This is a genomic window from Massilia putida (genome assembly GCF_001941825.1).
GTDB classification, from domain to species: Bacteria; Pseudomonadota; Gammaproteobacteria; order Burkholderiales; family Burkholderiaceae_D; genus Telluria; species Telluria putida.
In genome coordinates, this window is the sequence record NZ_CP019037.1 from 369,519 (window position 1) to 394,125 (window position 24,607).

Here is a 24,607-nt window from a genome sequence, read left to right on the forward strand (position 1 = left end):
GTGTAGAGACGGCCATTGCTGACCACTATGCAATGCCCTTCATGTCGTCCATGCACGGCATGAATACATTGCTCAGCCCAGCAGCCAGTCGCGCGCCTCGGCTTTCATCATTCGTTCGAGGCCGCTCCCCCGGGTGGCGAACACGCGCCTGACCGGAAACCCGCTCTGCTCCAGCAGGTAGGCGAGCGCGGCATATTCGCGCGGGTGGCGCGCGACGGCATCCCGGGCCACCTCGACGACACCGCTCGGAAACGTGAACGACCCCATGTCGTAGACGCTTTCGCGCCTGAGCAGTTTCCAGGTGCCGTTGCGCTTTTCGGCGCGGTCGATGAACCGGTTGTGAGCGGCGCACCCGAGGCCCAGTTCGATGTTGTCGGCGACGATGACGGCATTCGTCTCGACGATCGCCCTGTTCCCGTGCGCGCTGATGACGGGAGAACCGATCAGATGCTTGGTGCGCAGCGCCGACCTGCCCATGCGCGCGGACGCGTCGACGAAATCGCCGAACGCACCTTCGAACCATGTCACTTCAATCGTGCCGTCCGCGTGGAACAGGCCGCGCAGCTTGTCCCACGCGCCGAGGTCGCGGTACATCCAGCCATTGATGAGGTCGGAAATCTGGATCTGGTCTTCCACTTGCATCGTGTGTCCTTTCGCGGCGTTGAGTTCTTGACTCAGTCTAGGGGCAGGTCGTGCGGCTCGCCATGCAATGGCAGGCATGGCGTGAATGCATGCGATTCATGGAGGTCGGGACCCCATTCAAAATTGTTTTGACATTCTCGTCAAATTGGATCAGTATCCATTTTGACGATTCGTCAATACAAAAAAATCTTAAATTGGAGACATGGATATGCCTTTTTTGAACAAGCAGTCCGTCACGGCTGCGCTTCTTGCCCTGGGAGTCGCTTCGATGGCCGGCGCCACCGAAGGCGGCGGCACCGTCTACCCGCTCGGCGTCGAGAACTTCGCAGCCGGCGCGATGCCGCCGCCCGGCCTGTACGGCATGGTCTTCGGGCAGCACTACCATGCGGATACGTTGAAGGACGGCGCGGGCAATACCCTGCCGGTGCCGTTCGAACTGACGGCCAACGTCGTCGCCCCGCGCGTAATCTGGGTGACGGGCCAGACGGTGGCGGGCGGCAACCTCGCCTTCCACACGATCGTGCCCCTCGTCGACCTGGACGTGCGGGTCGGACCGCGCCGCGAATCGCGGCGCGGCGTCGGCGACATCACCGCCGGCTTTTCCATCGGCTGGCACCATAGCCCCTACCTGCACAGCCTGGCCGGCATCGACGTCTTCGTGCCGTCCGGGCATTACGACAAGGCCGATCTGGCCAACATCGGGCGCAACACCTGGGCGGCCGAACCCGTCTACATCCTGAGCCGCATCGATCCGGCCGGTCTGAATGCCGACATCAAGCTGGGGTATGTGTTCAACCGGACCAACGGGGACACCACATTCCGGTCCGGCCAGGAATTCCACTTCGACTATGCCCTGGGCTGGGGTTTCGGCCCCCACTGGACCGCGGGCGCCAGCGGCTATGTCTACCGGCAGACGACGGACGACCGCCAGGCCGGCACCGACCTCGCGTCCGGCAGTGGCCGGGCCGTCGCCATCGGTCCGTCGGTCAAATACGACAGCGGCAACGGCTGGTTCGTGACCGCGAAATGGCAGAAAGAGGTGGCAGTACGCAACCGGGCGGCGGGCAGCGCCGTCTGGCTGAAGGCCGTGTTCCCGCTGTAGGCAACGACATCCAATCGAGGAGATCGCAATGACACAACAACATTCCGCACAGTGGGACGCACGCTACGAATGGAAAACCGTCGCGCTGCTGGCGCTCGGCTTCGGCCTGGTCGGCATCGACCGTTTCATGATCCTGCCGCTGTTTCCCGTGATGGCGCAGGCGCTCCATCTCGACTACCAGGACCTGGGCAACATCACCGGCATCCTCGCCGTCGCCTGGGGCATCGCGGCGCTCTTCATGGGCAACCTGTCCGACCGCTTCGGCCATCGCAAGGTCATCATTCCGGCGATCGTCGTCTTCTCGCTGCTGGCAGGATTCAGCGGTTTTGCCGCCGGCGTCGGCTCGCTGATGCTGATCCGCGCCTGCATGGGTTTTGCGGAGGGAGCGTACACGCCCGCGAGCATCGTCGCCACGCTGGACGCCTCGAAGCCGACCCGCCAGGGCCTGAACATCGGCATCCAGCAGACGGCCCTGCCCCTGTTCGGGCTCGGCTTCGCGCCCATCCTCGTCACGCAGCTGCTCAAGGTGATCGACTGGCACTGGATCTTCGCACTCGTGTCGATCCCCGGCCTCGTCATCGCGTGGCTGCTGCACAAGACGCTGCGCGACACGGCCGTGTCCACGGCGGCGCTGCATACGGCCACGCATGACGTCGCACGGCATCGCTGGACGGACGTCTTCCGCTACCGGAACATCCCGCTGAACATGCTTGGCATGCTGTGCTGGCTGACGACCCTCGTCGTGCTGAGCGCGCTGTTCCCCAGTTATCTCGTGGACTACCTGCACCTCGAACTGGCGCAGATGGGATTCATCCTGTCCGCGATCGGCTTCGGCGGCACGCTCGGGACACTGGCGATGCCGGCGCTGTCCGACCGCCTGGGCCGCAAGCCTGTCATGCTCGTGTCGGTCATCGGCGCGTGCGCGGGTCTCGTGATGCTGATGCAGAGCGGCCGCGATCCGGTGTACCTGTTCGCCTCGCTGCTGGTGACGCTGTTCTTCACGTTCAGCATGATCTGCCTGACGGTCGGTCCGCTCAGCGCGGAGGCGGTGCCGGCGTCGCTGATGTCGACCGCGTCGGGGATCGTCATCGGCACGGGCGAGATCTTCGGCGGCGGCGCGGCGCCGGCCATCGCGGGCTATGTCGCCAAGCATTTCGGGATCCAATACATCCTGCATCTCGCGCTCGGCAGCCTCGTGCTCGGCTTCATCGTCGTGCTCGCGCTGCGCGAAACCGCGCCGGCACGCGTGGCCAGTCAGGGCAAGCGTCGAACCGCGCCGTCCAACGTGACCTGACGCGCTGCTAGTCCTGCCCGGGCTCGAGCACGGAGAAGATCGGCCCGTCCACGCTGCCGGTCGCCGGCAGCGGCATGGCGGCGATGGCATGCGCCTCGTCGAGCGGCAGGCCCATGCCGTGCAGGACGGTGCTAAGCATGTCCTCGATATGGTCCGGGTGCCCCGGCTCGGTCAGCAGCGTTTCGATGCTGTAGAAGATCGAGCCGAGGATGATGTCGCGGACGACCAGTGCGTTCGTTTTGGGGAAGCGCCCGCTCGCCATGCCGGCCTGGATGTCGCGCGTGAGATAGGTATCGAGCAGCTTGCCCCGCACCGTGTGGCGCGAGCCGATCCGTGTGAGGAATTCGCCCCAGATCGGATAACGCAGCGCCATCCTCACGTAGAGACGCGTACCGACGGCGATCCGTAAGGCCGGGTCGTCGTACTTCTGCACGATAGGGTCGATGGTACCCAATACTTCATCGCTCATTTCCCCCGCCACGGCCGCCAACAGGTCGGCCGTCGTCTTGAAGTAATTGTAGAACGTTCCCCGCGCAACGCCGGCCGCCGCGATGAAATCATCGATCACCGGAACGTCCGGCCCCTTCGCCGCGAAGACCCGCAGTGCGCTTTGCATCATGAGGGCACGTGTCTTTTCGCGGCGTTGCTGGCCCACGCGGGCACGGTAGTCGGGATTGGCGATCGGGATTGGTTGTCTGGCCATGCGGAGTCCTAGTTTGAGGCGATACGGCAACAATCGCGATTTTACGCGATTCGTTCCAGGCCAACCCTGATTTTGATTTGACATTATCGTCAAATTGGACGATTATTCAAATTGACGCTTCGTCATATCAACATCTGGAGACACCATGAAATTGCTTCGTTATGGCCAACCGGGCCAGGAAAAAGTTGGCGCCATCGACAGCGACGGCCAGTTGCGCGACCTGTCCCTGCTGGTGCCCGATCTCACGCCGGAGTGGCTCGCGCCGGCGCGCCTGCAGGCGCTGGCCGCGATCCGTCTCGACCGTATGCCCCTCGTGGAAGGCAAGCAGCGCTTCGGCGTCCCGGTCGCGGGCGTGCGCCAGTTCGTCTGCATCGGCCTCAACTACCGCAAGCATGCCGAGGAATCCGGCCTGCCCATCCCGCAAGAACCCGTCGTGTTCACGAAGGCCCTGACCTCCCTCTCCGGCGCCGACGACGACATCGTACTGGCGCCGGGCTCCGAAGAAACCGACTGGGAAATCGAACTCGGCTTCGTCATCGGCACCACGGCGCGCAACGTCAAGGTCGAGGACGCGCTGGCTCACGTGGCGGGCTATTGCCTCGCCAACGACGTGTCCGAGCGCAACTGGCAGCTCAAGCGCAACGGCCAGTGGGGCAAGGGCAAGAGTTTCGATACGTATGGCCCCATCGGCCCGTGGCTGGCGACCGCCGACGAGATCCGCGACCCGCAGGCGCTGCAGATGGAACTGCGTGTCAACGGCGACGTGAAGCAGGCCAGCAATACCGCCGACATGATCTTTTCCGTCGCCGAACTCGTCTCCTACCTGAGCCGCTTCATGACCCTGCTGCCGGGCGACATCGTCATCACGGGCACGCCGGCCGGTGTCGGCCTGGGCATGAAACCGCCGCAATTCCTCCGCAAGGGCGACGTCGTGACGCTGTCCATCGACGGACTGGGCACCCAGACCCAGCGCGTCGTCTGAGCCATGGACGCCGCCATCGCGTGCGCACGCCGGCCGGGCGTCCTCGGCGTGCACTCGATTCATGAATTCGCGCTCGACGTGCCCGACCTCGACGTCGCCGCGCACTTCTACCGCAGCTTCGGCCTGGACGTGCGGGCCGAGGGGGACGGATTGTCGCTGTACACCTACGGCCACCCGCACCGCTGGGCGCGCGTCCTCCCGGGCGAGGCGAAGCGGCTCGCCTGGATCAGCTGGGGCATCTACGCCGACGACCTCGCCGCGTTTGCCGCGCATCTCGACCGGCACGGCGTCGCACGCATCCAGGCGCCGGCGGGCGCCGACCCATGCGGGATCTGGTTCAGCGGCCCGGACGGCATGGCGCAACAACTGGTCGTGGCGGACAAGTGCACGCCGGACGCCAAGTCGCCGCGCACCTTCCCGCCCGAGGCAAGCCTGGCGGGACGCGCGCCGCACCGCAGCGACGTACGCCCCGTGCTGCCGCGCCGCCTGTCACACATCCTGACCTTCAGCGCCGACGTCGACGCCGCGCTGCACTTTTATACGGACATCCTGGGCCTGCGCCTGTCCGACCGGTCCGGCTCGATCATCGCGTTCATGCATGGGGCGCACGGCAGCGACCATCACCTGATCGCGCTGGCGTCGTCGACCGGCTACGGACTGCACCACTGCAGCTGGGATGTGGCCTCGCTCGACGACGTCGCCCTCGGCAAGCAGCAGTGCGCGGCCGCGGGCTATGCCGACGGCTGGGGACTCGGCCGCCACGTGCTGGGGTCGAACTATTTCCGCTACGTGCGCGATCCGTGGGGCAGCTACGCCGAATACTCGTTCGACATCGATCACGTCGCGGCCACCCAGGACTGGCCGGCGGCGGACCATCCGCCGGAAGACTCGCTGTACGTATGGGGCGACGTGCCGCCCGCCGATTTCACGCGCAACTACGAAGTGACCTGAACAGAATACGAAGAGAGGAGCAGAGACATGAACACCAACGACGACGTTGTCTACGACGTCATCCAGATCGGCTACGGCCCCGTCAGCGAGATCAGCGCCCTGATGCTGGCGCGCCAGGGTCACCGCGTGGCCGTGTTCGAGCGCTGGACCGAACGCTATCCGCTGCCGCGCGCGGTCTGTATCGACCACGAGATCTACCGCGTCTTGGCCGCCAACGGCCTGCGCGACGAGCTGCCGGGCGTCAGCCATCCCGCCCCGCCCTACCGCTGGTTCAACGCCGAGTGGAAGGAACTGCTGCACATCGACTGGTCGGCCGAATCGATCTCCGGCGGCACCGAGGTGAACTTCGTGCACCAGCCGACCCTCGAACGCATGTTCGACCGGGCGGTGCGCGCACGGCCCGAGATCGAGGTCAACCTCGGCTGGGAAGTACAGCACGTGCGCCAGACGCCGGACTACGCCGAGGTGGTCGCGCGCCACGTCGACAGCGGCGAGCTGCGCATCGCGCGCGCCCGCTACGTGCTCGGCGCGGACGGCGCCAACAGCATGGTGCGCGAGGCCATCGGCGGCGCCCGCGAGGACCGCGGCTTCGAAGCGGACTGGCTCGTCATCGACATCCTGCCGAACGAGGGCGTGACACTGGACGTCCCCGCCGCCGCGCAGTACTGCAATCCGGCCCGCCCGACCACGATCGTGCCGGCGGGCGTGTGCGACGGCCGCCACTACCGCCGCTGGGAATTCATGCGCATGCCGGGCGAATCGCGCGAGGAGCTGGAAAACGAGGCGACCGCATGGCGCCTGCTCGCACCATGGGTGCGCCCGGATCAGGCGACGATGGTGCGCCACAAGCTGTATACCTTCCGCTCGCTGATCGCCGACACCTGGCGCCGCGGCCGCCTGCTGATCGCGGGCGACGCTGCCCACGTCATGCCGCCGTTCATGGGCCAGGGCATGTGCGCCGGCCTGCGCGATGCGTGGAACCTGTCGTGGAAACTCCACCTGGTGCTGACGGGACAGGCGCACGACAGCCTCCTCGACACGTACCAGGAAGAGCGCCGTCCCCACGCCAGCGACATCGTCGACCTGTCGATGTACCTGGGCAAGGTGATCTGTATCCCCGATGCGGAAGCGGCCGCGCGGCGCGACCAGGCATTCTTCGACGGCAGCATGCCGCCGCCGCCGCCGTTCCCGTCGCTGACCACCGGACTCATCGACCGCGCCGGCGGCAGCGTGGCGGGCAAGCTGAGCCCGCATGGCATGGTGAGGTACCAGGGCCGCATCGGCCGCTTCGACGATGTGGTCGGTCTCGGCTTCACGCTCGTGCTGCGCGGTCCGGCCGAGAAGGCGGCGCTGACGCCGGCAAGCGCCGATGCCGCGCAACGCCTCGGCGTGCGCATCGTCCAACTCGACGACGAGGGCATGGCACCCGGCGCCGTGCTGGACCTGGACGGCAAGTTCGGGGCGTTCATGGATGGTCACGGCGCGCGTGCGATGCTCGTCCGCCCCGATTTTTACGTGTACGGGAGCACAGCACGGTCGTCGGGGATTGCAGGTCTGCTGGGCCGCCTGGAGGCCGCACTGGATCGGTATGGCGTCAAGCCGTCTGCAGTTGAGAGCGGCATTGCCTGCACGGCGGCGTCAGGATCGTAGTTCTACGCTATTGTCCGGCACGACGGCGCAACCTATAGTCTTGTTCGTCTTCTCCTGGTTCTTGTTGAAGACCATGGAGTTCAAGCTCGCGTCCGCAGGATGCGAGCTTTTTTTTGATCTGCGCAAAGTAGACATGAACCAAACGTTCTTTATCGACTATGCCGCCATCTTCATGAATGCGCCGGTGGGCATGTGCGTCGCCATCGACCGCACGATCGTGGCGTGCAACCGCGCGCTGGAAGAGATGTTCGGCCATGATCCGCAAACGCTGCACGGTTGCTCGTTCGCGGTGCTGTATCCCACGATGGACGAGTTCCTGCGCACCGGCGACCGCGTGACGGCGATGCTCGACCGAACGGGACGCTATTCGGACGAGCGCATCATGCGCCGGCGTGACGGCGACCTGTTCTGGTGTCACGTAACGGGTTGTCTCTCCGGCACCCGCGATTCCGCGGGCCCCACCATCTGGACATTCGAAGACGTGAGCATGACGCGCCCCGTGACGGCGCAGTTGACGCCGCGCGAGCGCGAGATCGCCGCCTTCCTGGTGGAGGGCAAGACGAGCAAGGTGATCGCGCGTTCCGTCAATCTGTCGCCCCGCACGGTGGAGATGCACCGGGCCAGGATGATGAAAAAGTTCGGTGCGGCCACGGCCCTCGAGCTGGCATACAGGTTGGCGGGCGCGGCGGCATGACGCATCGGGAAATCAGCGACGGGCCGGCATTTCCCCGGTCATGCCGGCCATCACGGTCGCGAGGGAAACATCATGTGCCGGCATCACGTCGACGCATTGCGCGATGACGCCAGCGATGTCGCCGAGGTAGTCCGCCACCTCGTGTTCGTCCTGCACGTCGGCCAGCGGGTGATAGCTGCGGGTCGCGATCCCCTGCCCTTCCAGCACCTGCAGCGGATGGCGGTCTATTTTCGCTCCACCGGTAAGTGGCATTTTTACTTCATAAGCTGGGGCGTTTTTGCTTCAACGGACGAGCTTCGGCTGGCTCATGCCTACTATCAAAAACCAGCACCATTGAGAGCATGTGGCGGCCTCATTCCATTTGGTATATCATGAATTTTCAAATGGAGGCATCATGACAAAAGCCACGTCCCCCGACAGTACTGATTCGCAACAGCCGGGTTCGGCCCAGAATCCCTTTGCGGCCTTGCGCCACGAACTGAGTTTCGGGCGCGACCTGGTGCAAGCCATCCGTACTGGTTTTGGAGCCGACCTGCTGGTAGCCGCCGGCGACTATTTTGAGGTTCCCGCAGCCCGGATCCGGGCCATTACGCGGGTGCCCGATACCACAGCCCACAGACTGGTCAAGCGTCACGCGCTACTGGACGCGTCGGCCTCCGAACGGCTCTGGCGACTGGCAGACGTCTCGGCCATGGCGGAAGATGTGTTTGAAGATGAGTTGGCGGCCAAGCAGTGGCTGCGCTCGCCCAACCAGGCATTCCGGGGTGCGGCCCCACTCGACTATCTTGACACGGAACCGGGTGCGAAAGCCGTACGCCATGTTCTGAACGCGATCGCCACGGGCGGCGCCGTATGAGGATATGGCGAATTGCCCAACGCAAATACGCACTTGACCGCTTATGTGCCGGCTCAGCGCTGTATGGCGGACGGTGGAATCCGGTCGGGCTGCCTGCACTGTATTGCGGTGCGTCGATCGCCATCTGCGCGCTTGAGAAATTCGTACACGTTGGATCGGCACCACTACCGCCGCTGGTCCTGGTCGCGGTCAATATCCCCGATCACAGCAATATTTTTACTCCTGCAATGACCGAACTGCCGTCCGACTGGAACGAACTGCCGACCTCGGTCAGCGCGCAGATTCTCGGCCGCGAATGGCTCGAGCGTGGTGAAGCGCTCGCCATGCGCGTGCCGTCAGCGGTGCTGCCGGAAGAAAGCAACGTGATTTTGAATCCGCGGCATCCTGACTTTCAACACGTGGAGTTGACCGTCATCCGGCCGTTTTCGTTCGACCAGCGCATGTTCAAGCAGTAAACGTAGCGTCGCGGCCGATCGTCGTCCCGGGCAGGTATTGAAAGCCGCGGTATGAATACCGGTATAACCATACCGAAGAGATAGCTGTATTCAACGTAGTCCAAGCTAAGTTGAATAGATTTGCCGACAGGTTTTAGCGTTTCACGGACGGATTTTCGACCCCATCCGAGCGCCCCGGGGTCAAGAAAGGGCGTCTATTTTTTCGCAACTGAACAACATTGCTCGACAATACTGTATTGGCATACAGTAAAATTGAGTCAACTTCATCACTGGAGGTCCGGATGCAAACTGCCAGAAGTAACCCCGAGCTCCTCAACTTCGAAAGCTTTGAGCAGATTACCTCGCTGCCGGAGTACCGCCCCAACAATCCGCTGACCCATGAGAACTACCGGCAGATCCTCGGGTGGTACCACTTCGTTGAAAAGCAATGCTGCTGTGTTCAACGCGCAAGCGGCACCTTGTGTGGCACGCCGCACAACCATGTTTGGGTTGCAAAACTAAAAGACGGCACGGTTACCATCTTGGGCGCGGATTGTGCGAACGATAAGTTCGGCGCTGACAGCACAGTGTTTAAAGACATCAGCCTTGCCATGAACGCCAGGCGCGAGAAGGAACGAGCGGATAAAGTTCGAAGCCTGGTCGAACAAAGCACGCATTTTGAGAACGAGTTGCGCGCAGCCATCGTTCGGGTCAGGCAAGCACGTATGCAGCTCGACGAGTTCCTGAGCAGTGTCGGACACGAGTTCCGCCGGAGAATCGTGAACATGGCGAAGACCGGTAATGCCAGCGTCGTCATCGAAGGAGTCAAAGTTCGGTACGACCAGAAGTCGGGGAAAAATACCCCTGAGACCAGCATCATCAAACATACGCTTGGCGTCCTTGATGGGCTTTCAGCAATCGACTATCAGCAGTTCCTGCGGCTTACTGTTGAAATGGAACATATCAAGGCTGCCTTCGTCGAGGCGAGAACTTCCACTCGGGTGAACCGGGCAATCAAGGCAAAGCTCGGTTACCACATTGAACAATGCGAGCCTGCGCTGGTACAGGCCGAGCAGCTGGTGGGGGTGGTGACCCGCTTCTTTCGCAATCAAGCCTGGCTTTACTGTTTTTTTACCGATGACAGAAGCGAACGGGCTCGGCTTGCGAAAAGAGCAATGAATGAATCGGGTATCGAAGGTAGCCGCGATCAGGCTAAAGCATGGCTGACGCAACGTGAACACGAGTTGTGCCGAGAACTCGGTGTAGATCGTATTCGGCTTTGCCGATGAACAGGGTTCGGCATCTTTAGCGAAATCGCGTACGCTCCACCGCCTCAGGTTCCCGGCGTGATGGAGGTGTCAGGAATTTTGTGTGCCGAGGTCGGTTTAAAGACGAATGAGCGGTGGATCAAAGATCAAAGATGAAAGACTAAAAGGGATGTGCTGGAACGAGAGCAACAAGGTGTAAACTGGTCGGGACTGGGCAGCCATTAAGGACCGGCTTCGCCGCACTGTCCACCTGGCGCTGGAGGTAGTCCAAGCGGACGTACACGACTATAGTCCTGGCACAAAAATAGCGGCCGTGTTCGCAGAAGAACTGACGCTACGGCCCACGCACTTCTGCCCGAAGTCCTTTGGTCGCTAAAAGCAGCGAATCTTCCGGCCCGTCACCCAGCGCGGAAAGGCTGGAGGCCGCACATCATCATCGCGCAACCCTGACCGGAATCATATTTGTCCTAAAGACCGGAATATCAAAAGGGCCATGCGCTCATGCTTGCGTCAGTTCGTAGACGACTTCAGCCCGCGCGACGCGGTCGGCATGCCCTTCGGGAACGGCCCCGTCCGGGCCCGGTTCGAGCTTGAAGCGGGCCACCATGTGAGACAGCTTGCGGGCCTGCTCGCGCATAGCTTCCGCAGTCGCGCTGGCCTGCTGGACCATGGCCGCGTTTTGGCGAGTCGCCCCGTCCATGGAGAGGATCGCTTCGCCGATTTGCTCGATGCCGCGCGTTTGCTCGGCGCTGGCCGCCGAGATATCGCCGACCATGCCGGTCACGCGCCGTACGCCGTCCACCACCTCGCCGATCGTCGCGCCGGCTTCGCCGACCAGGCGCTGGCCGTCGTCCACCTTGGCGGCCGATTCGCCGATCAATGCCTTGATTTCCCTCGCCGCTAGCGCCGAGCGCTGCGCGAGGTTGCGCACCTCGGCGGCCACCACGGCGAACCCCCTGCCCTGCTCGCCGGCGCGCGCCGCTTCCACGGAGGCGTTCAGGGCCAGCAAGTTGGTCTGGAACGAGATGCCGTCGATGACGGCAATGATGTCGACGATCCTGGTCGACGCGGCGCCGATCTCGCCCATCGTCGTTACCACCTCGTGCACCGCCGTACCGCCGCGTGCAGCCACGTCGGCGGCGTGACTGACAAGCGTGTCGGCCCGCCCCGCATTCTCGGCGTTCTGCTGCACGGCTGCCGTCAACGCTTCCATGGAGGCCGCGGTCCGCGACAGCGAGCCCACCTGTGCCTCGTTTCGGGCCGCGAGCGCAGCACTGCCCTGGGCGATTTCCTCGGCCAGGGGCAGCAGCACCTCGGTCGTATGCCTGACATCGGCGACGAGTTTTCCGATGCCCTCCTGCATGTGCTTGAGCGCCGCCGCGATCTGCCCGATCTCGTCCCTCGATGCGACGTCGATCGGCTGGGTCAGGTCGCCCGCAGCGACGGCCTTCATCGCCGCGATCATCTTGCGCAGCGGGCTGGAAATCGACGTCACCAGCGACACGCCGACGGCGCCGGCCGTCAATAGGCTGAATACCATGATGATCGAGGCGCACTGAATCGAGAATGCATAGTCCTCCTGAGCCTTCGCGTACGCGATCTCCACTCGCCTGCCTTGCGCGACCTCCAGGCGTTCGGCGCCGCCGATCGCCTGCGCCAGCGTGTCCTGAAAGGCTGCGGCATCCGCACCGCTCTGCAGCGACTTCGCGTCCAAGGCAAGCTTCGTCCACGCGGCGTGGAACGTTGCGTTCGCGCTCCTGGCGTCGTCGCTCTGCAGCAGTTTGGTATAGGCGGCCCAGGCCTGCGCCAGGTCCTGCATCCGCCTTGCGATCGCCGGCGCTTCGCCAGCCGAAGAGGCCAGATCGCGTGCGGCCAAGAGGTCCATTTTCATGCGGCCCACCAGCCGAACCGCCTGGAACCCTTGCTGGTAGAGGGTATCCACGGATCCCTTGGTGACGGTGAAGCTGACCATGCTGCCGACGCCCGCGACGCCGGAAAGGATGGAAAGGATGGCCAAGCCGCCCAGCAGGCGGGCCTTGATGGAAAGATGGATGTTCATGAGTCTCCGTTGTGGTCGATGCGACGGCGCCGTCTTCGTGCGGCGTATCCGCCGGACGGGCCCACGCGCACGCGGGCCCGGCGGCTTACCAGTGAATCAGGGCAAGGCCTGGCACCGGAGACCGGAAATACGGGATGGTGTTTCCCATCAAGCTGCCGAGGTACACGGTGCGCAGGTCGGGGCCGCCGAACGTCAGGCTCGCCATCCAGGGCGCCAGCGTGCCCTTCGCGGCCTGCATGATTTCCGGCGTCAGGGTCTTGTCCGCGTAATGGCGGTTGAGGGTGGCCGTGGCCTCGGGGTTCCCGTCGTCCAGCAGGGTCAGCACGTCGCCGTCGGGGGTCAGTGCGATCAGCTTGTCGCTCATGATGAGCGTAATCCACAAGTTGCCGGCGGCGTCGAAGGCGAAGCCGTCAGGGAATCCATCCAGTTGCGACGGACCGTAGATTTCGCGGCCGTACAGCGAACCATCGTCTGCAACGCGCAGGCGCGAGATGCGGCGGGCGTTGCTCTCGACGACATACAGCCACTCCTCCTTCGCGTCGAAGCGGATCTCGTTGGTGCCGCCGAAGCCCTCGGCGACAATGCGGATCCCCTTGTCGTCCATCAGCGCGATATAGCCGTCCAGCACGCCCGCGTTGATCGAATCCGTCCAGGGCACCATGCGGGTCGTGACGGTGAGCCATACGCGTCCTTTCGAGTCGCGCGCGACAAAGTTGGCCTTGCCAATCGGGCGGCCGTCGATTTCCGAATACAGCGTGCGCAGCGTCCCTTCGCGCGTCAGCAACTCGACGCTGTCGGTGCCCCAGTTGGCGATGACGATGTCGCCGTTTTCCAACAGCGCCAGCCCGTTCGGCAGCGAGCCTTTGGCCATGACATACCGGTCTTCGAAGCCTTGTTGCGTGTCGGCGTCGCCCGACCGTGTCGGCACGATCAGCCGCTGCGTGCCGTCGGCATCGATACGCATCACGCCGCCGCGCGCGTCCGCGACCAGCAGGCTGCCGTCACGCTGGGCAAGGATGCATTCCGGACGCTGAAGATCCTGGCCAACCGTACGGATCCGTGCCCGGTCGACCTGCCAGCCCTTGAGTGGATTTGTCGTCATTATTGCTTCTTTGTCAAATAGTTGAGTGAGTAGTCCGCACGTTCTGCCGACTTGCGACAGGGTGCGCATGCGGTCCGGATAAAACACTTTGCTCGTCGAACGATCATAAGCAAGAAAAAAACCTATGGAAAACCGTTTATATCGTTTTAAACTATCAAAAAAATCGGTAAAACAATGGAGACCTCATGCGATTCAAACGACTCGATCTCAACCTGGTCGTGGCCCTGGACGCCCTGCTCGCGGAGCGCAGCGTCACCAGGGCGGGCCAGCGGCTGAACATCAGCCAGACCACCCTCAGCGACGCGCTCGGGCGGCTGCGCGACTATTTCAACGACGAGCTGCTGATCCAGGTCGGCCGGAAGATGGTTCCGACACCGCTCGGCGAAAGCCTTGTCGGCCCCGCCCGCAACATGCTGCTGCAGGCGGAGGCGATGGTGAATACGAAGCCGAGTTTCGATCCCGGCGCGGCCGTCCGCTCGTTCACGCTGATGATGAGCGACTACATCAGCACCGTCCTGATCTCGAAGGTCGCCCCGGCGCTGAGCCGAATCGCGCCGCACGTTACGCTCGATGTATTGCCGCATTCGTCCGTACCGTGGGAGTCGCTCGCGCGCGGCGAGACCGACTTCCTGATCATGCCGCAGGCCTACCTGTCGTCCGACCACCCCAGCGAACCCTTGTTCGATGACAGCTTCGTCTGCATCGTCGCCACGGACAACGAACTGGTCGGCGACACGATCGACCTGGAGCAGTTCATGCGCATGGGCCATGTGCTCACGCGCTTCGGCAACAACCGCACGCCTTCCATCGACGAATGGTTCTTCAAGCGCTTCGGCAACGAGCGCCGGATCGAGATGATCACGATGGGCTTTTATGCCGTGCCCCAGGCCATCGTCGGCACCAACCGGATCGCGACCATCCAGCGCACGCTGGCGGACTATTACGCGACGATGCTGCCGATCCGCGTGGTCGACCACCTCTTCGAGCTGCCCACCATTTCCACAGGCCTGCAGTGGAACCGCTTTGCGGACAGCGATCCGGGCATGGCGTGGATGCGTTCGGTGCTGCGCGAGCACAGCGCGACGATCCACGGTTGACTTCAGTCCGCGGCGGGCGCCGCAGTCAACGGCGCCTGGCCTGCCCGGCTGCGCTTCATGCCGCGGCCCAGCAGGGCGAAACACGTCACGCCGATGGCGCCGAACCCGGCGACCGCCATGCCGAGGCCCGCGAAGCCGAAGCGCTGGGCGACGATGCCCGCGATCGCCGGGGCCAGCGCGGAACCGATCATCAGCATCGCGGGGGTCAACGCATTGGTGCGCCCGCTGGGATCCAGGCGCGCCGTCAGCCCGAACACGAAGGGATGGGCGAAGATGATCACGAACGCGTAGAAGCTCGCCGCCATGGCGTAGGGGGCGAAACTCGACGAACTGGAAATCGTGAACGCCAGTCCAACCTGTACCAACGTCGCGCCGATCGCCACGCCGACCTGCGGCAGGCGCTTCTGCAGGAAGCCGGAAAGCGGCGCAGGAAACAGGTTCACGATGCCGATTGCCGCCAGCAGGCTGTTTACATGGTCGAGCCCGAATCCACGCGCCATCCCGATGCGCTCGAGGAAGCTGAAAATGATCGACTGGTTCAGCGCCAGGCAGGCGACGCCCGTCACCAGCAGCCACACGGCCCGCGGAACGCGCACGGGCTCGGACGGCCGCGTGGCGCCGGCGCCGCTGGCCTGGTCGGCGGGAAAGCCAAGCGATGCCAGCGCCGCGCTCGCCATCAGCCCCGCCATCACGACGAACAGGCTGGGACTGCCGGCGGTGGCCATCAGTCGGGGCACGAGCGCATAGAACACGACCGCAAATACGCCGAGCGCGGTGCCGGCCAGCGCGAACAGGCGGTGGGGATTGCCCGACCGTCCCATGGCACCGTGGGCCATCGACAGGCCGCAGCCGGTCCCGATCCCGGCGACGATGTGCAGGGCAACCAGTGCCGGCCATGCGGTCGCCCGTGACGCCATCAGCAGCCCCGCCGCCGACACCGCGAAGCCGCCGGCCGCGCAGAGGCGACGCGGAACGCGGTCGAAGCGTGGCGCGGACCAGACGCTGGCGCCGACCGCGCCAAGCAGGAACAGGGTGACGGTCAGGCCCGCGTGCTCGAAATCGAGTCCGTAATGCTGGACCAGGGTGCCGACCCAGAGCGGCAAGGCCACGAGGTCGATCAGGCCGGCCACATGGGCCAGCATCAGGGCGAATGTGCCACGAGTGGCTTGGTTGCTGCTCATAGATTTCTCCAGTGGGTACTGCACATCAATCCGGCATCGGCGTGCCGGCCGCGACCGGCGCACCGTCGGCCGTGCACGCCGGCGGCGCGTGCCGCGCGGCCATGCGCGGGCGCAGCAGGAAGTGTCCCAGCGCGGGCAGCAGGATCAGCGCGCCGAGCATGTTCAGCAGGAACATGAAGGCTAGCAGAATGCCCATGTCGGCCTGGAACTTGATGGGCGAGAAAGCCCATGTCGCAACACCGACGGCAAGCGTGACGCCGGTGAGCATGACGACCTTGCCCGTGAACAGCAGGGCCCGGTAATAGGCTTCCGACAGGCTCATTCCGTCACGCATGCGCGCCAGCATGACGCTCAGGATGTAGAGCGCGTAGTCGATGCCGATGCCGACACCGAGCGCGATCACGGGCAGCGTGGCGACCTTGACACCGATGCCCAGGCACACCATCAATGCCTCGGCCAGCACCGACGTCAGCATCAGCGGCAGGATCGCCACCACGACGGCGCGCCAGGAGCGGAAGGTGACGAAGCACAGGACGACGACGGCGCCATACACCAGGAACAGCATTTCGTACCACGAGCGCTTGACGACGATGTTCGTGGCGGCCTCGATACCCGCGCTGCCCGCGGCTTGCAGGAACTGGACGTCCGGGCTGTTGTTGGCCGCGGCGAAGCCCTCGACGTGCGCGACGACGCGCGCCAGGGTGTCGGCCCGGTGATCCTTCAGGTACACGTACAGGGTCAGGAGGCCGCAGGATTCGTTGTACAGGCCGCGCGGCGCGCCCGCCGTCACCGTATTGAGCATGTCCTGGTTCTTCACGAGCTCATACCACTTCGGGCTGGCCTCGTTCAGGCCACTCAGCATGCGCCGGTTCAACAACGCCAGCGTGTTGACCGACTCCACGCCGTCGAGCTGGCGCAATTCCCACTCGAGGGCGTCGACGCGCTTCAGCACGTCGTAGCTCGAGCAGCCGCCGTTGTCGGGCGTCTTGACCAGGACGGCGTAGACGTCGCTGCTGGCGCCGTAGTGCTGGTTCATGTATGCCACGTCGCGGTTGTAGCGCGAATCCGGACGGAGTTCCGGCGCACCCGGATCGAGGTCGCCGATCTTCAGATGGTGGCTCACCGCCAGGCCGGCAGCGGCGACGACGCAGGCGCACAGCACCGCCAGCGTCGCGTACGACTTGCGCGTAAACAGGTCGAGGACGCGCCACAGGCGCTCCTTGTCGGCGCCGGACGCCTCGGCTGCCTCGGCGCGCAGGCTGCGCTCGGCGGCGCGTTGGCTGACGCCGGTGTACGACAGCAGGATCGGCAACAGGATCAGGTTCGTGAAGATCAGCGCGGCAACCCCGATGCTGGCGGCGACCGCCAGTTCCTTGATGACCCGGATGTCGATCACCAGCAGGACGGCGAAGCCGACGGCGTCGGCCAGCAGTGCGGTCAGGCCGGCGAGGAACAGGCGCCGGAAGGTAAAGCGCGCCGCCACGAGCTTGTGGGCGCCGCGCCCGATGTCCTGCATGATGCCGTTCATCTTCTGCGCGCCGTGGCTCATCCCGATCGCGAAGATGAGGAACGGTACCAGCATCGAATAAGGGTCCAGCGCATAGCCCAGCGTGGGCAACAGCCCGAGCTGCCAGACGACGGCGATCAGCGAACTCACGACGACCAGCACGGTCGAGCGCACGCAGCGGGTGAACCAGTAGACCATGGCGGCCGCGATCGCGATCGCGATGCCGAAGAACAGCAGCACCTGGCGCAGGCCGTCGATCAGGTCGCCGACGATCTTGGCGAAGCCCGTCACGTGGATGCGTACGCCCTGCGTCTCGTACCTGGCGCGGATCGTTTCCAGCGCGGCGGACAAGACCCGGTAGTCGAGCGCCCTGCCATGCGCGTCGACGGCCATCAGCGGCACGTAGATCACGCTGGAGCGGCCGTCGAGCGCCACGGTCTGGCCGATCTCGTTGGAGCGCGCGACGTTCGCTTCGAGCTTGCGCAGGCCGGGAGCGCTCCCGTCGTAGTCTTCGGGGATCACCGGACCGCCTTCGAGTCCTTCCTCCGTCACGCCGGTCCAGCGCGTGTTCGGCGTCCACAGGGACTTCATGAACGGCCGGTCGACACCCGGCAGCAGGAACACCTCGTCGTTGATCTTCGCCAGCGTCGCGAGGTAACGGGCGTCGTAGATAGTGCCCGCGGGGTTCTCGACCACGATGCGCACGGCGTTGCCGAGACCGCTCAACTCCTTCTGGTATTTCAGGTAGTTGGCGATGTACGGGTGACCGGTCGGAATGGTTTTTTCGAAGCTCGCGTTCAGGCGCAGCTTGCTGGCCTGGAAACCGAGGATGCCGGTGATCACGGCGCACAGCACGATGACGACCAGGCGATGGTTGAACAACAGGCGTTCGAGTAACGAACCGGACTGCGGGTCGAAACGCGCCAGATCGGTCGGCGCGTTGCGGTCGGTAGAGGTTGTCGGCATCATTTTGCGGCCATGGAAACGGTGGGAGCGGCGGATGGCGCGACGGCCGGCAGGCGCAGCACGCCAAAGACACTGGCGGCGATTATGCTGCCGTCGGCGTCGACCAGCAGGTCGTTCAGCGGCGGCAGGGCCGGAACGTTCAAGGGGACCAGCGCGGTGGCGCCGGGTCCGGCGGCGAGCACCTGGCCCGCCTGGTTGACCGCCACGATGCCGTCGGCGCCACGGACCCCGATGGCGGTGATCGCCGCCGGCGTGGGCGATTCGAGCTTGTTCCAGCTCGCGCCGCGGTCGCGGGAGCGATATGCGTTGCCGCGCAGGCCGCCCACCACGACTTCGTCCGCGCCGGGGAGGCACAGGGCGAAGAAGCTCCCCTTGTAGCCCGTGTCGAGGCGTTCGAAATGCAGCCCGCCGTCCGTGGCGCGCAGCAGCAGTCCCTGCTCGCCCGCGATGTAGACGACGTCGCCCGTCGATCGCACGGCATACAGGTGGTTGCCCTTCGGGTTGTCGAGCCGGCCCATCAGCGACGTCCACGTCTTGCCGCCGTCGCGGGTACGGAACGCCAGGTTGTAGGCGCCGACGACGATCCCGTTGAGCGCGTCGCCGAAATGCAGCGCCAGGAAGGGCTTGTCCGGTCCGTCCCGGACCAGGCGCTGGGCGTCGGCCAGGTCGCGCGCCGCACGGGGCGCCCCGGTCTCGGCCTGGGCGTCGCGCAGCGCGAGTTGCGCCGCCTGCACGCCGTCCAGCTGGCGCGACCAGGTCTCGCCGCCGTCTGCGCTGTGCAGGACCACCCCGTAGTGTCCGGTGGCCCATCCCTGCCGTGGGGTTGGGAACTGGACCGCCGTCAGCGTGACGCTGGTCGGCACCCTGGCCTGGCGCCAGGACTTGCCGCCGTCGTCGGACAGCGCGACGACGCCGTGCTCGCCTACCGCCACCAGACGCTTGCCGGCGTGCGCCAGCCCCGCCAGGAAGACCCGGCCGGGCTGCCGCACCATCGTCGCGGGCCGCGTCAACGGATCCGCGACCGGGACCGCCGCGTGGGCGGCACCGGCCGCCAGCGTGCCGGCCACCGCCAGCATCGAAACAACATACTTGAACTTCATGATTCGCTCCGCGATAACCACCGTGCCGACATGCTCAGCGCTGACCTTCCCCAGCCATCGCTTCCGGCGTGAACACCGTATTGCCGTAGCGAGGCATGATCTTGTACTGCTCGGCCTTCTCGTTCAGCACGCCGTTCACGTACCACGCACCCGAAACCAGGTCGTAGAAGCCGAATTCCTGCGGCGGCGCCGTGGCCGGCAGGTCGGGCATCACGATCGGGTTCGCGAACATGGTCTTCCACAGCTGGCCGTTGGCATCCCAGCGGTCGCCCAGTACCGCCGCCCAGGTATCCTCGTCCAGGTAGTAGCGGCCCTTGGGCGCCTGGTGGCGCTTGCCCGGCGCCAGGTTGGCCTCGACCACCCACACGCGGTGCAGCTCCCAGCGGACGTAGTCCGGGTTCAGGTGGTGCTCGCCGATCAGGTCCGCGATCTTCGGCTGCAGCATCTTGTTGCTGTTGTAGGGGATGTAGATCTCCTTCTTGCCGACCAGCTTCCAGTCGAACCGGTCCAATCGGCCGTTGAAGACGTCCACCTCGTCGAACGACATGATCCCGGCCGTCGCCGGGGTCGGCGTGTCGCAGCAGGCGATCGGCAGCTTGCGTACGCGGCGCTGGCCGGTCAGGTAGACCCATGCCTGGGTGCGCTCGGGGTTCAGGTTCTCGCGACCGACGATCGCTTCGCCGGCGCGGATCGGCGGGCCGGCATTGACGAGGCGGATCAGCCAGTATTCGCCGTTGTAGTTGCCCGCGCTGCCGTCCTTGAAGTAGTACGGCATCTGGAAGTCGCCGCGGCCGTCGACGGTCGTGACCTGCTTGCCGTCGGCGGTCACCTGGATGCCGCGGAAGTCCGCGTGCCAGTCGCTGCCGCGCCAGCGCAGCAGGTGGTTCCACATCGCTTCGGCGCCGTTCTTCGGGATCGGGAACGGAACGCCGCCATAGACGCCTTCCGGTACCATGCCGTTCAGCTTGCCGCTGGTGGCGTTCTTGAACGTGTTGTCGTACACCCACTGCGGAGCGGCCGCCGTGCGGTGGGTCGGATACACGTCGAGGCGGAACGTGTCCGGGTGCTTCTTCAGCATGGCCTTGACGCCGTCGGTCAGCTTGTCCGCGTACTGGGCCGCGTTCTTAGCCGTGATGGTGTACAGCGGCTTTTCGTTCGCGAACGGGTCGCCGCGCTTGCCGCCGTTGGCGAAGCCGGGAATGGCCTTCGTATAGCCGCCGTCCCAGGCGGGGATGGTGCCGTCCTTGTTGCCGGCACGCTCGCCGCCGAGCGGGGTCAGCGTGGTCTTGAGCTGCGCCGCCTCATCGGGCATGGCCGCGTGGGCGGCTGCGCCCAGCACCAGCAGGCTGCACAGGGTCGCCAGCGCGGTCTTGTGTGGTCGAATCATAGTTGTCTCCTCGATGTTAGAAGGTGCGGCGCACGGACAGCGATACGAAGTCGCGGTCCTTCAGGCTTTGCTTGAAGGTCTGGTTGGCCAGCGAAATCGGCACCAGGAACGTGCCTTCCGGTCCGAAGTAATGCGTGTAGTTGATGCCGATGCGCCAGGTGTCCAGGTAGGCGCCGTTGATGCCGACGCTGACGTCGCCGCCGTGCGACACGCCGAAGCCGCCCACCACCGACGACCTGCCGCTCGGGGTGTAGCCGAGACCGACCGGCACGCTGATGTCGATGCCGGGCCAGGCCTGGCGGTACGAGGGCTCGTAGATAGTGCGCAGCGACCACGCGTTGCGCGTCGTGTTCGGGTCGAGCGCGCCGGCGTTCTTCGTGATGCTCGTGCGGCGATTCCACGCGACCTCGCCGACCCAGCTCGCCTCGCTGGCGATGAAGCTGGGACCCAGCGACGCGATCCACGAGAACTGGGCCTGCAGCGAGTTGCCGACGGCGTACAGCGGATTGTGGTTGTTGTCGCTGGTGCCCGCCAGGTCCACCTGGGCGACGCTCTGCAACGCCAGGTTGCGGTGCACGGAGACCTCGCCCGCGAAGTTCACGTTGCCGACCGACGTGCTCGCACTGACGCCATACGTACGGGTATGCTCGTGGTAGGCGAGCTGGTACTCGCCGATCTGATTCGGCGCCACCGGCGGCGTGCTGAACGAGCCCGGCTTGACCAGGACCTGGAAGTTGCGGTCGTTGTACTGCAGGGCGTAGAAGCCGAGATCGAGATCGCTGTCCCCGAGCCGGTATTTCAACTGCAGGCCGCCCTGCCCCGAGCGACCGCCCTTCATGTCGGCCGCGCGGCGGAAGAAGATCGACGTGCCGGCACCCGGCACGTACAGCATGTCGGACCCGGGCAGCGTGAAGTCGGGCGCCATCCCGGAAAAATAGCTGCCGAGGCCCGGCAGGCGGTTTTCTTCCCAGCCGAGCTTGTAGTAACCGGCCACCGCCAGGTTCGGCGTGAGCTGGATCTGGCCCGACACCTGGTTGTCGGGGCGGATCAATTCGTTGAAGCGCAGATTCGGCACCGACAACGCCTTGTTGACGTCGATCGGCGCCTGGCCCGCTGCGATGCCGTTCCCGCCGAAGAACACGCTCTCGCCCCAGATCAGCGCATGGCGTCCGAGGCGGAACGTGACCGGTGTGCCCGCCGGTTCGAAGCGGCCGGACACAAACGCATCGAGGATCTCAGCATCGCGCCCGTTGTACTTCCGGGTCTGGCTCGGAAAACGGTCATGCGCGACACCGAAGGCGTTCACGGTGCCTGGCGCGCTGTCGTTGTCGTTCGACGTGTTGTAGGCGAAGTCATACCATGCCGCGCCACTGACCCGCACGCCGAACTGCCTGTAGCTCGCGTCGAACTCGGACAGCAGGTCGACACGGTTCGAGATGAATCCGCGGTCGAAATTGCGGTCCCCGTCGTCCTGGTTGGGATCGACCTTCAGCGCGTCCGACGCGTTCTTCGCGCGCACGCCCGTGCTGTACTTCACTGTGTTATCCCAGCGCAGCTTGAGATCGGGATTGCCGCTGTCCAGCTCCGACGCGTGGACGGCCGGCACGATGAACAGATGGGCCAGCAGGACCGTCAGCAAGCGCGCCTTCGGCGCCTTGGACATGCCTGCATCGGATGAATCGCGGGTGCTTTGCATCTATGTCTCCTTAGGTGGGCTGGATGACCAGCCTTCTTGTGTCAGGCCCGGCGCGCCGCCGATGTCGGCGCGACCGGACGAACGCATGCTTGCCGCATGCGGCGATCTATGAAGCGGGTGGACTGCGTGACGGCTGACGGAGGGGCGTCGCGCCACCGTCAGCCGGCGCTATCGTGCGGCCACGGGCCGGAAAGCGAAGGTGGCGGGTTGCGCCGGGTCGGTGCGGTACGGGGTCATGACGATGTCTCCTTGTTGGTCTTTTGGCTCCGTGTGGGAGTCCTTTTGTTATCCCATGATAGACATGAGACACACGCATTGAAAACCGTTTGTTCCGGTTTGAACTATCAAGAAAATCGGTACATCAATCGATCACTGTTCAAAAGGCATTGACGACCGTTTCCAGATGCGTCACGACCGGGAGCCCGTCGAAGCAATGACCGACCAGGGCGCGCCACGCCTGGAAGTCTTCGCTCGACCGGAAATGCACGGTGTGGTCCTCCAGGGATTCCCAACGCACCAGCAAGCGGTATGCGCGCCGGTTTTCGATCCCGCGCTGCAAGACCATGGAGAGGCAGCCGCGCGCGCGCCGGAACAGCGGCGCCGCCTGCGCCACGCCCGCTTCGAATACGGCTTCCATGCCGGGTTTTACGAGGATGTCTGCACTTTCCAATACCATATTCCCTCCTGTTAAACGGCCGCACCAGCGGTCGCACGGTAAAAGTCGAGCGCATTTGGGCGCCGCTTATCGTCGGCGCTCATCGGGACTCTGCGCCGACGCGGCCGCCCAGGTTTTCCGCGATCCAGTCCGCGATGAACGCGCCGGCGTTCGCCATGTTGTCGAGGCTGACATGGTGGACGCCGCCTTCGCGATCCGTGAAGATCTTCAGCTCGCGCTTCGGGCTATTCACCAGCTGGTCATAGGTCTGGTACGCGTATTCCACCGGGATCTGGCGGTCCTGCTCGCCGTGCGTGACGAGGAACGGCACCTGCACGCGGTCCAGGATCCCGTTCAGGTGTATCTGCTCGGCCTTGGCCATGAACGCGTCCATGTCGTTCGCACCCCATACCCAGCGCACGTGTTCCCAGTAATGCGGCACAGGGTTCTCGCCCTCTCGCTTGAGACGACGCTTCTGCATCTCGCCCCAGTTGTGGTTGGCGCCCCACACGGCGCCAAGTGCGAAACGCGGCTCGAAGGCGACCGCGCGCGGCGTGTAGTAGCCGCCCAGCGACACACCCATCATGCCGATGCGCCCGGGGTCGACGTCGGCGCGCGTCTCGAGGTAGTCGACCACCTTGCCCGCCCAGGCCTCGCTGTTCACGAGCGCCGGCATGGCGTGCAGGCGCAGCGCCTCGCCGGTGCCCGGCTGGTCGAGGTACAGGCAGGCGATGCCGCGCTGGGTCAACTGCTTCGTGATCTGCGTGCGTGCCAGCATTTCCTTCGTGCTGTCCAGGCCATTCACGCACAGCATGACCGGCTGGCGTGCGTCCGGCGCGACGCCCTCGGCATGGAACAGGATCCCCGCAAGGTTGGCGTCGCCGTACGGGATCTCGACGCGCTCGCAACGTACGCCCATCAGTTCCTGCGCTTCCTGGAATAGCGCGACGTAGCGCTGGTACAGCACCTTGCGCGGCGCGAAGCCGTGCGCCTGCATGCGTTCCGCGCAGGCGAAATACTGGACCGCGCGGTCGAGCTTTTCGCCGGCGCTGTAGCGGCGCCCGAGCGCCTTGTCTTCCTGCGCCAGGTCGACGAGCTTGTCGCCCATGGCGACCCAGGCCTGGAAGAAGGCTTCGGTACCGGGATCGTCGCCCTGCGTGGCGAGGTCGCGCAGCGGGCGGCAGACTTCGTCGATCTCGCCGATCCTGCCACCGCTTTCCAGCGCCGCGTTGACGGCCAGGCTCCAGACGTAATTCGTGGGAAAATATTGGAACATCGACA

22 protein-coding genes are annotated in these 24,607 nt (G+C 64.8%); 10 read left to right on the top strand and 12 right to left on the bottom strand.

What is annotated here, in order from left to right; translation table 11 throughout:
* Positions 1-72: 72 nt before the first annotated feature.
* Entirely contained in the window at positions 73-642 is a 570-nt protein-coding gene (locus BVG12_RS02035; protein WP_075790926.1) for a nuclear transport factor 2 family protein, read from the bottom strand.
* Positions 643-850: 208 nt separating this feature from the next.
* Between BVG12_RS02035 and BVG12_RS02040 the strand changes: the two genes are divergently transcribed.
* Positions 851-1,744, top strand: coding sequence for a SphA family protein (locus BVG12_RS02040; RefSeq protein WP_075790927.1), 894 nt, complete (start codon positions 851-853; stop codon positions 1,742-1,744).
* Between the two features lie 28 nt (positions 1,745-1,772).
* Positions 1,773-3,038: an MFS transporter gene (locus tag BVG12_RS02045; protein ID WP_075790928.1), complete on the top strand. Its 1,266-nt coding sequence runs from the start codon at positions 1,773-1,775 to the stop codon at positions 3,036-3,038.
* A gap of 7 nt (positions 3,039-3,045) precedes the next feature.
* Here the strand turns inward: BVG12_RS02045 and BVG12_RS02050 are convergent, their stop codons facing one another.
* A complete protein-coding gene (locus tag BVG12_RS02050; protein ID WP_075790929.1) occupies positions 3,046-3,741 on the bottom strand; it encodes a TetR/AcrR family transcriptional regulator in 696 nt (231 codons plus the stop codon).
* Between the two features lie 145 nt (positions 3,742-3,886).
* Between BVG12_RS02050 and BVG12_RS02055 the strand changes: the two genes are divergently transcribed.
* The 4 genes from BVG12_RS02055 to BVG12_RS02070 all read left to right on the top strand — a co-directional run bounded on the left by BVG12_RS02055 (position 3,887) and on the right by BVG12_RS02070 (position 8,018).
* Positions 3,887-4,723: a fumarylacetoacetate hydrolase family protein gene (locus BVG12_RS02055; protein WP_075790930.1), complete on the top strand. Its 837-nt coding sequence runs from the start codon at positions 3,887-3,889 to the stop codon at positions 4,721-4,723.
* Positions 4,724-4,726: 3 nt separating this feature from the next.
* Positions 4,727-5,674 carry a VOC family protein gene (locus BVG12_RS02060; RefSeq protein WP_075790931.1) on the top strand — a complete coding sequence of 316 codons (948 nt, stop codon included), beginning with the start codon at positions 4,727-4,729 and terminating at the stop codon, positions 5,672-5,674.
* A gap of 27 nt (positions 5,675-5,701) precedes the next feature.
* A complete protein-coding gene (gene mhpA / locus BVG12_RS02065; protein ID WP_075790932.1) occupies positions 5,702-7,324 on the top strand; it encodes a bifunctional 3-(3-hydroxy-phenyl)propionate/3-hydroxycinnamic acid hydroxylase MhpA in 1,623 nt (540 codons plus the stop codon).
* A 133-nt stretch (positions 7,325-7,457) separates the two neighbouring features.
* The gene (locus BVG12_RS02070; protein WP_075790933.1) at positions 7,458-8,018 is read left to right on the top strand and encodes a LuxR C-terminal-related transcriptional regulator; all 561 of its coding nucleotides are present in this window, start codon (positions 7,458-7,460) and stop codon (positions 8,016-8,018) included.
* Positions 8,019-8,030: 12 nt separating this feature from the next.
* On the opposite strand, the gene BVG12_RS02075 is transcribed toward BVG12_RS02070, so the two are convergent.
* Positions 8,031-8,270 carry a hypothetical protein gene (locus tag BVG12_RS02075; protein WP_075790934.1) on the bottom strand — a complete coding sequence of 80 codons (240 nt, stop codon included), beginning with the start codon at positions 8,268-8,270 and terminating at the stop codon, positions 8,031-8,033.
* Between the two features lie 142 nt (positions 8,271-8,412).
* Here BVG12_RS02075 and BVG12_RS02080 point away from each other — a divergent pair, with 142 nt between their 5' ends.
* The 3 genes from BVG12_RS02080 (at position 8,413) to BVG12_RS02090 (ending at position 10,597) form a co-directional block, all read left to right on the top strand.
* Positions 8,413-8,874 carry an Xre family toxin-antitoxin system antitoxin gene (locus tag BVG12_RS02080; RefSeq protein WP_075790935.1) on the top strand — a complete coding sequence of 154 codons (462 nt, stop codon included), beginning with the start codon at positions 8,413-8,415 and terminating at the stop codon, positions 8,872-8,874.
* A complete protein-coding gene (locus tag BVG12_RS02085; protein ID WP_075790936.1) occupies positions 8,871-9,329 on the top strand; it encodes an RES family NAD+ phosphorylase in 459 nt (152 codons plus the stop codon). The genes BVG12_RS02080 and BVG12_RS02085 overlap by 4 nt, the downstream gene beginning before the upstream one ends.
* A gap of 281 nt (positions 9,330-9,610) precedes the next feature.
* Positions 9,611-10,597, top strand: coding sequence for a hypothetical protein (locus tag BVG12_RS02090; protein WP_075790937.1), 987 nt, complete (start codon positions 9,611-9,613; stop codon positions 10,595-10,597).
* A 478-nt stretch (positions 10,598-11,075) separates the two neighbouring features.
* Here the strand turns inward: BVG12_RS02090 and BVG12_RS02095 are convergent, their stop codons facing one another.
* Complete coding sequence (locus BVG12_RS02095; protein ID WP_075790938.1) at positions 11,076-12,635, bottom strand: methyl-accepting chemotaxis protein; 1,560 nt, start codon at positions 12,633-12,635, stop codon at positions 11,076-11,078.
* An 85-nt stretch (positions 12,636-12,720) separates the two neighbouring features.
* Positions 12,721-13,737, bottom strand: a complete 1,017-nt coding sequence (locus tag BVG12_RS02100; protein ID WP_075790939.1) for an SMP-30/gluconolactonase/LRE family protein — start codon at positions 13,735-13,737, stop codon at positions 12,721-12,723.
* 185 nt (positions 13,738-13,922) lie between these two features.
* Between BVG12_RS02100 and BVG12_RS02105 the strand changes: the two genes are divergently transcribed.
* Positions 13,923-14,834, top strand: coding sequence for a LysR family transcriptional regulator (locus BVG12_RS02105; RefSeq protein ID WP_075790940.1), 912 nt, complete (start codon positions 13,923-13,925; stop codon positions 14,832-14,834).
* A 2-nt stretch (positions 14,835-14,836) separates the two neighbouring features.
* On the opposite strand, the gene BVG12_RS02110 is transcribed toward BVG12_RS02105, so the two are convergent.
* The 7 genes from BVG12_RS02110 to BVG12_RS02140 form a co-directional block, all read right to left on the bottom strand.
* Positions 14,837-16,015: an MFS transporter gene (locus BVG12_RS02110; protein ID WP_075790941.1), complete on the bottom strand. Its 1,179-nt coding sequence runs from the start codon at positions 16,013-16,015 to the stop codon at positions 14,837-14,839.
* Between the two features lie 25 nt (positions 16,016-16,040).
* Positions 16,041-18,488: an efflux RND transporter permease subunit gene (locus BVG12_RS02115; RefSeq protein ID WP_075791023.1), complete on the bottom strand. Its 2,448-nt coding sequence runs from the start codon at positions 18,486-18,488 to the stop codon at positions 16,041-16,043.
* Positions 18,488-19,588: a WD40/YVTN/BNR-like repeat-containing protein gene (locus BVG12_RS02120; protein ID WP_075790942.1), complete on the bottom strand. Its 1,101-nt coding sequence runs from the start codon at positions 19,586-19,588 to the stop codon at positions 18,488-18,490. The genes BVG12_RS02115 and BVG12_RS02120 overlap by 1 nt, the downstream gene beginning before the upstream one ends.
* Positions 19,589-19,622: 34 nt before the next feature.
* Positions 19,623-20,975 (bottom strand): DUF1329 domain-containing protein, encoded by a 1,353-nt coding sequence (locus BVG12_RS02125; protein WP_075790943.1) that lies wholly within the window; start codon positions 20,973-20,975, stop codon positions 19,623-19,625.
* A 16-nt stretch (positions 20,976-20,991) separates the two neighbouring features.
* Entirely contained in the window at positions 20,992-22,671 is a 1,680-nt protein-coding gene (locus tag BVG12_RS02130; protein WP_229503627.1) for a DUF1302 domain-containing protein, read from the bottom strand.
* Positions 22,672-23,047: 376 nt separating this feature from the next.
* A complete protein-coding gene (locus BVG12_RS02135; protein WP_075790944.1) occupies positions 23,048-23,347 on the bottom strand; it encodes an antibiotic biosynthesis monooxygenase family protein in 300 nt (99 codons plus the stop codon).
* A 79-nt stretch (positions 23,348-23,426) separates the two neighbouring features.
* Positions 23,427-24,602 carry an alpha/beta hydrolase family protein gene (locus BVG12_RS02140; RefSeq protein WP_075791025.1) on the bottom strand — a complete coding sequence of 392 codons (1,176 nt, stop codon included), beginning with the start codon at positions 24,600-24,602 and terminating at the stop codon, positions 23,427-23,429.
* Positions 24,603-24,607: the final 5 nt, after the last annotated feature.

What these genes read in the sequence shown, in the direction of transcription:
- BVG12_RS02090 (WP_075790937.1), top strand. Translation starts at nt 9,611, where the DNA reads ATGCAAACTGCCAGAAGTAACCCCGAGCTCCTCAACTTCGAAAGCTTT.
- BVG12_RS02095 (WP_075790938.1), bottom strand. Translation starts at nt 12,635, where the DNA reads ATGAACATCCATCTTTCCATCAAGGCCCGCCTGCTGGGCGGCTTGGCC.
- BVG12_RS02125 (WP_075790943.1), bottom strand. Translation starts at nt 20,975, where the DNA reads ATGATTCGACCACACAAGACCGCGCTGGCGACCCTGTGCAGCCTGCTG.
- BVG12_RS02070 (WP_075790933.1), top strand. Translation starts at nt 7,458, where the DNA reads ATGAACCAAACGTTCTTTATCGACTATGCCGCCATCTTCATGAATGCG.
- BVG12_RS02075 (WP_075790934.1), bottom strand. Translation starts at nt 8,270, where the DNA reads ATGCCACTTACCGGTGGAGCGAAAATAGACCGCCATCCGCTGCAGGTG.
- mhpA (WP_075790932.1), top strand. Translation starts at nt 5,702, where the DNA reads ATGAACACCAACGACGACGTTGTCTACGACGTCATCCAGATCGGCTAC.
- BVG12_RS02140 (WP_075791025.1), bottom strand. Translation starts at nt 24,602, where the DNA reads ATGTTCCAATATTTTCCCACGAATTACGTCTGGAGCCTGGCCGTCAAC.
- BVG12_RS02035 (WP_075790926.1), bottom strand. Translation starts at nt 642, where the DNA reads ATGCAAGTGGAAGACCAGATCCAGATTTCCGACCTCATCAATGGCTGG.
- BVG12_RS02045 (WP_075790928.1), top strand. Translation starts at nt 1,773, where the DNA reads ATGACACAACAACATTCCGCACAGTGGGACGCACGCTACGAATGGAAA.
- BVG12_RS02050 (WP_075790929.1), bottom strand. Translation starts at nt 3,741, where the DNA reads ATGGCCAGACAACCAATCCCGATCGCCAATCCCGACTACCGTGCCCGC.
- BVG12_RS02115 (WP_075791023.1), bottom strand. Translation starts at nt 18,488, where the DNA reads ATGCCGACAACCTCTACCGACCGCAACGCGCCGACCGATCTGGCGCGT.
- BVG12_RS02110 (WP_075790941.1), bottom strand. Translation starts at nt 16,015, where the DNA reads ATGAGCAGCAACCAAGCCACTCGTGGCACATTCGCCCTGATGCTGGCC.
- BVG12_RS02135 (WP_075790944.1), bottom strand. Translation starts at nt 23,347, where the DNA reads ATGGTATTGGAAAGTGCAGACATCCTCGTAAAACCCGGCATGGAAGCC.
- BVG12_RS02105 (WP_075790940.1), top strand. Translation starts at nt 13,923, where the DNA reads ATGCGATTCAAACGACTCGATCTCAACCTGGTCGTGGCCCTGGACGCC.
- BVG12_RS02060 (WP_075790931.1), top strand. Translation starts at nt 4,727, where the DNA reads ATGGACGCCGCCATCGCGTGCGCACGCCGGCCGGGCGTCCTCGGCGTG.
- BVG12_RS02100 (WP_075790939.1), bottom strand. Translation starts at nt 13,737, where the DNA reads ATGACGACAAATCCACTCAAGGGCTGGCAGGTCGACCGGGCACGGATC.
- BVG12_RS02040 (WP_075790927.1), top strand. Translation starts at nt 851, where the DNA reads ATGCCTTTTTTGAACAAGCAGTCCGTCACGGCTGCGCTTCTTGCCCTG.
- BVG12_RS02120 (WP_075790942.1), bottom strand. Translation starts at nt 19,588, where the DNA reads ATGAAGTTCAAGTATGTTGTTTCGATGCTGGCGGTGGCCGGCACGCTG.
- BVG12_RS02055 (WP_075790930.1), top strand. Translation starts at nt 3,887, where the DNA reads ATGAAATTGCTTCGTTATGGCCAACCGGGCCAGGAAAAAGTTGGCGCC.
- BVG12_RS02085 (WP_075790936.1), top strand. Translation starts at nt 8,871, where the DNA reads ATGAGGATATGGCGAATTGCCCAACGCAAATACGCACTTGACCGCTTA.
- BVG12_RS02080 (WP_075790935.1), top strand. Translation starts at nt 8,413, where the DNA reads ATGACAAAAGCCACGTCCCCCGACAGTACTGATTCGCAACAGCCGGGT.
- BVG12_RS02130 (WP_229503627.1), bottom strand. Translation starts at nt 22,671, where the DNA reads ATGCAAAGCACCCGCGATTCATCCGATGCAGGCATGTCCAAGGCGCCG.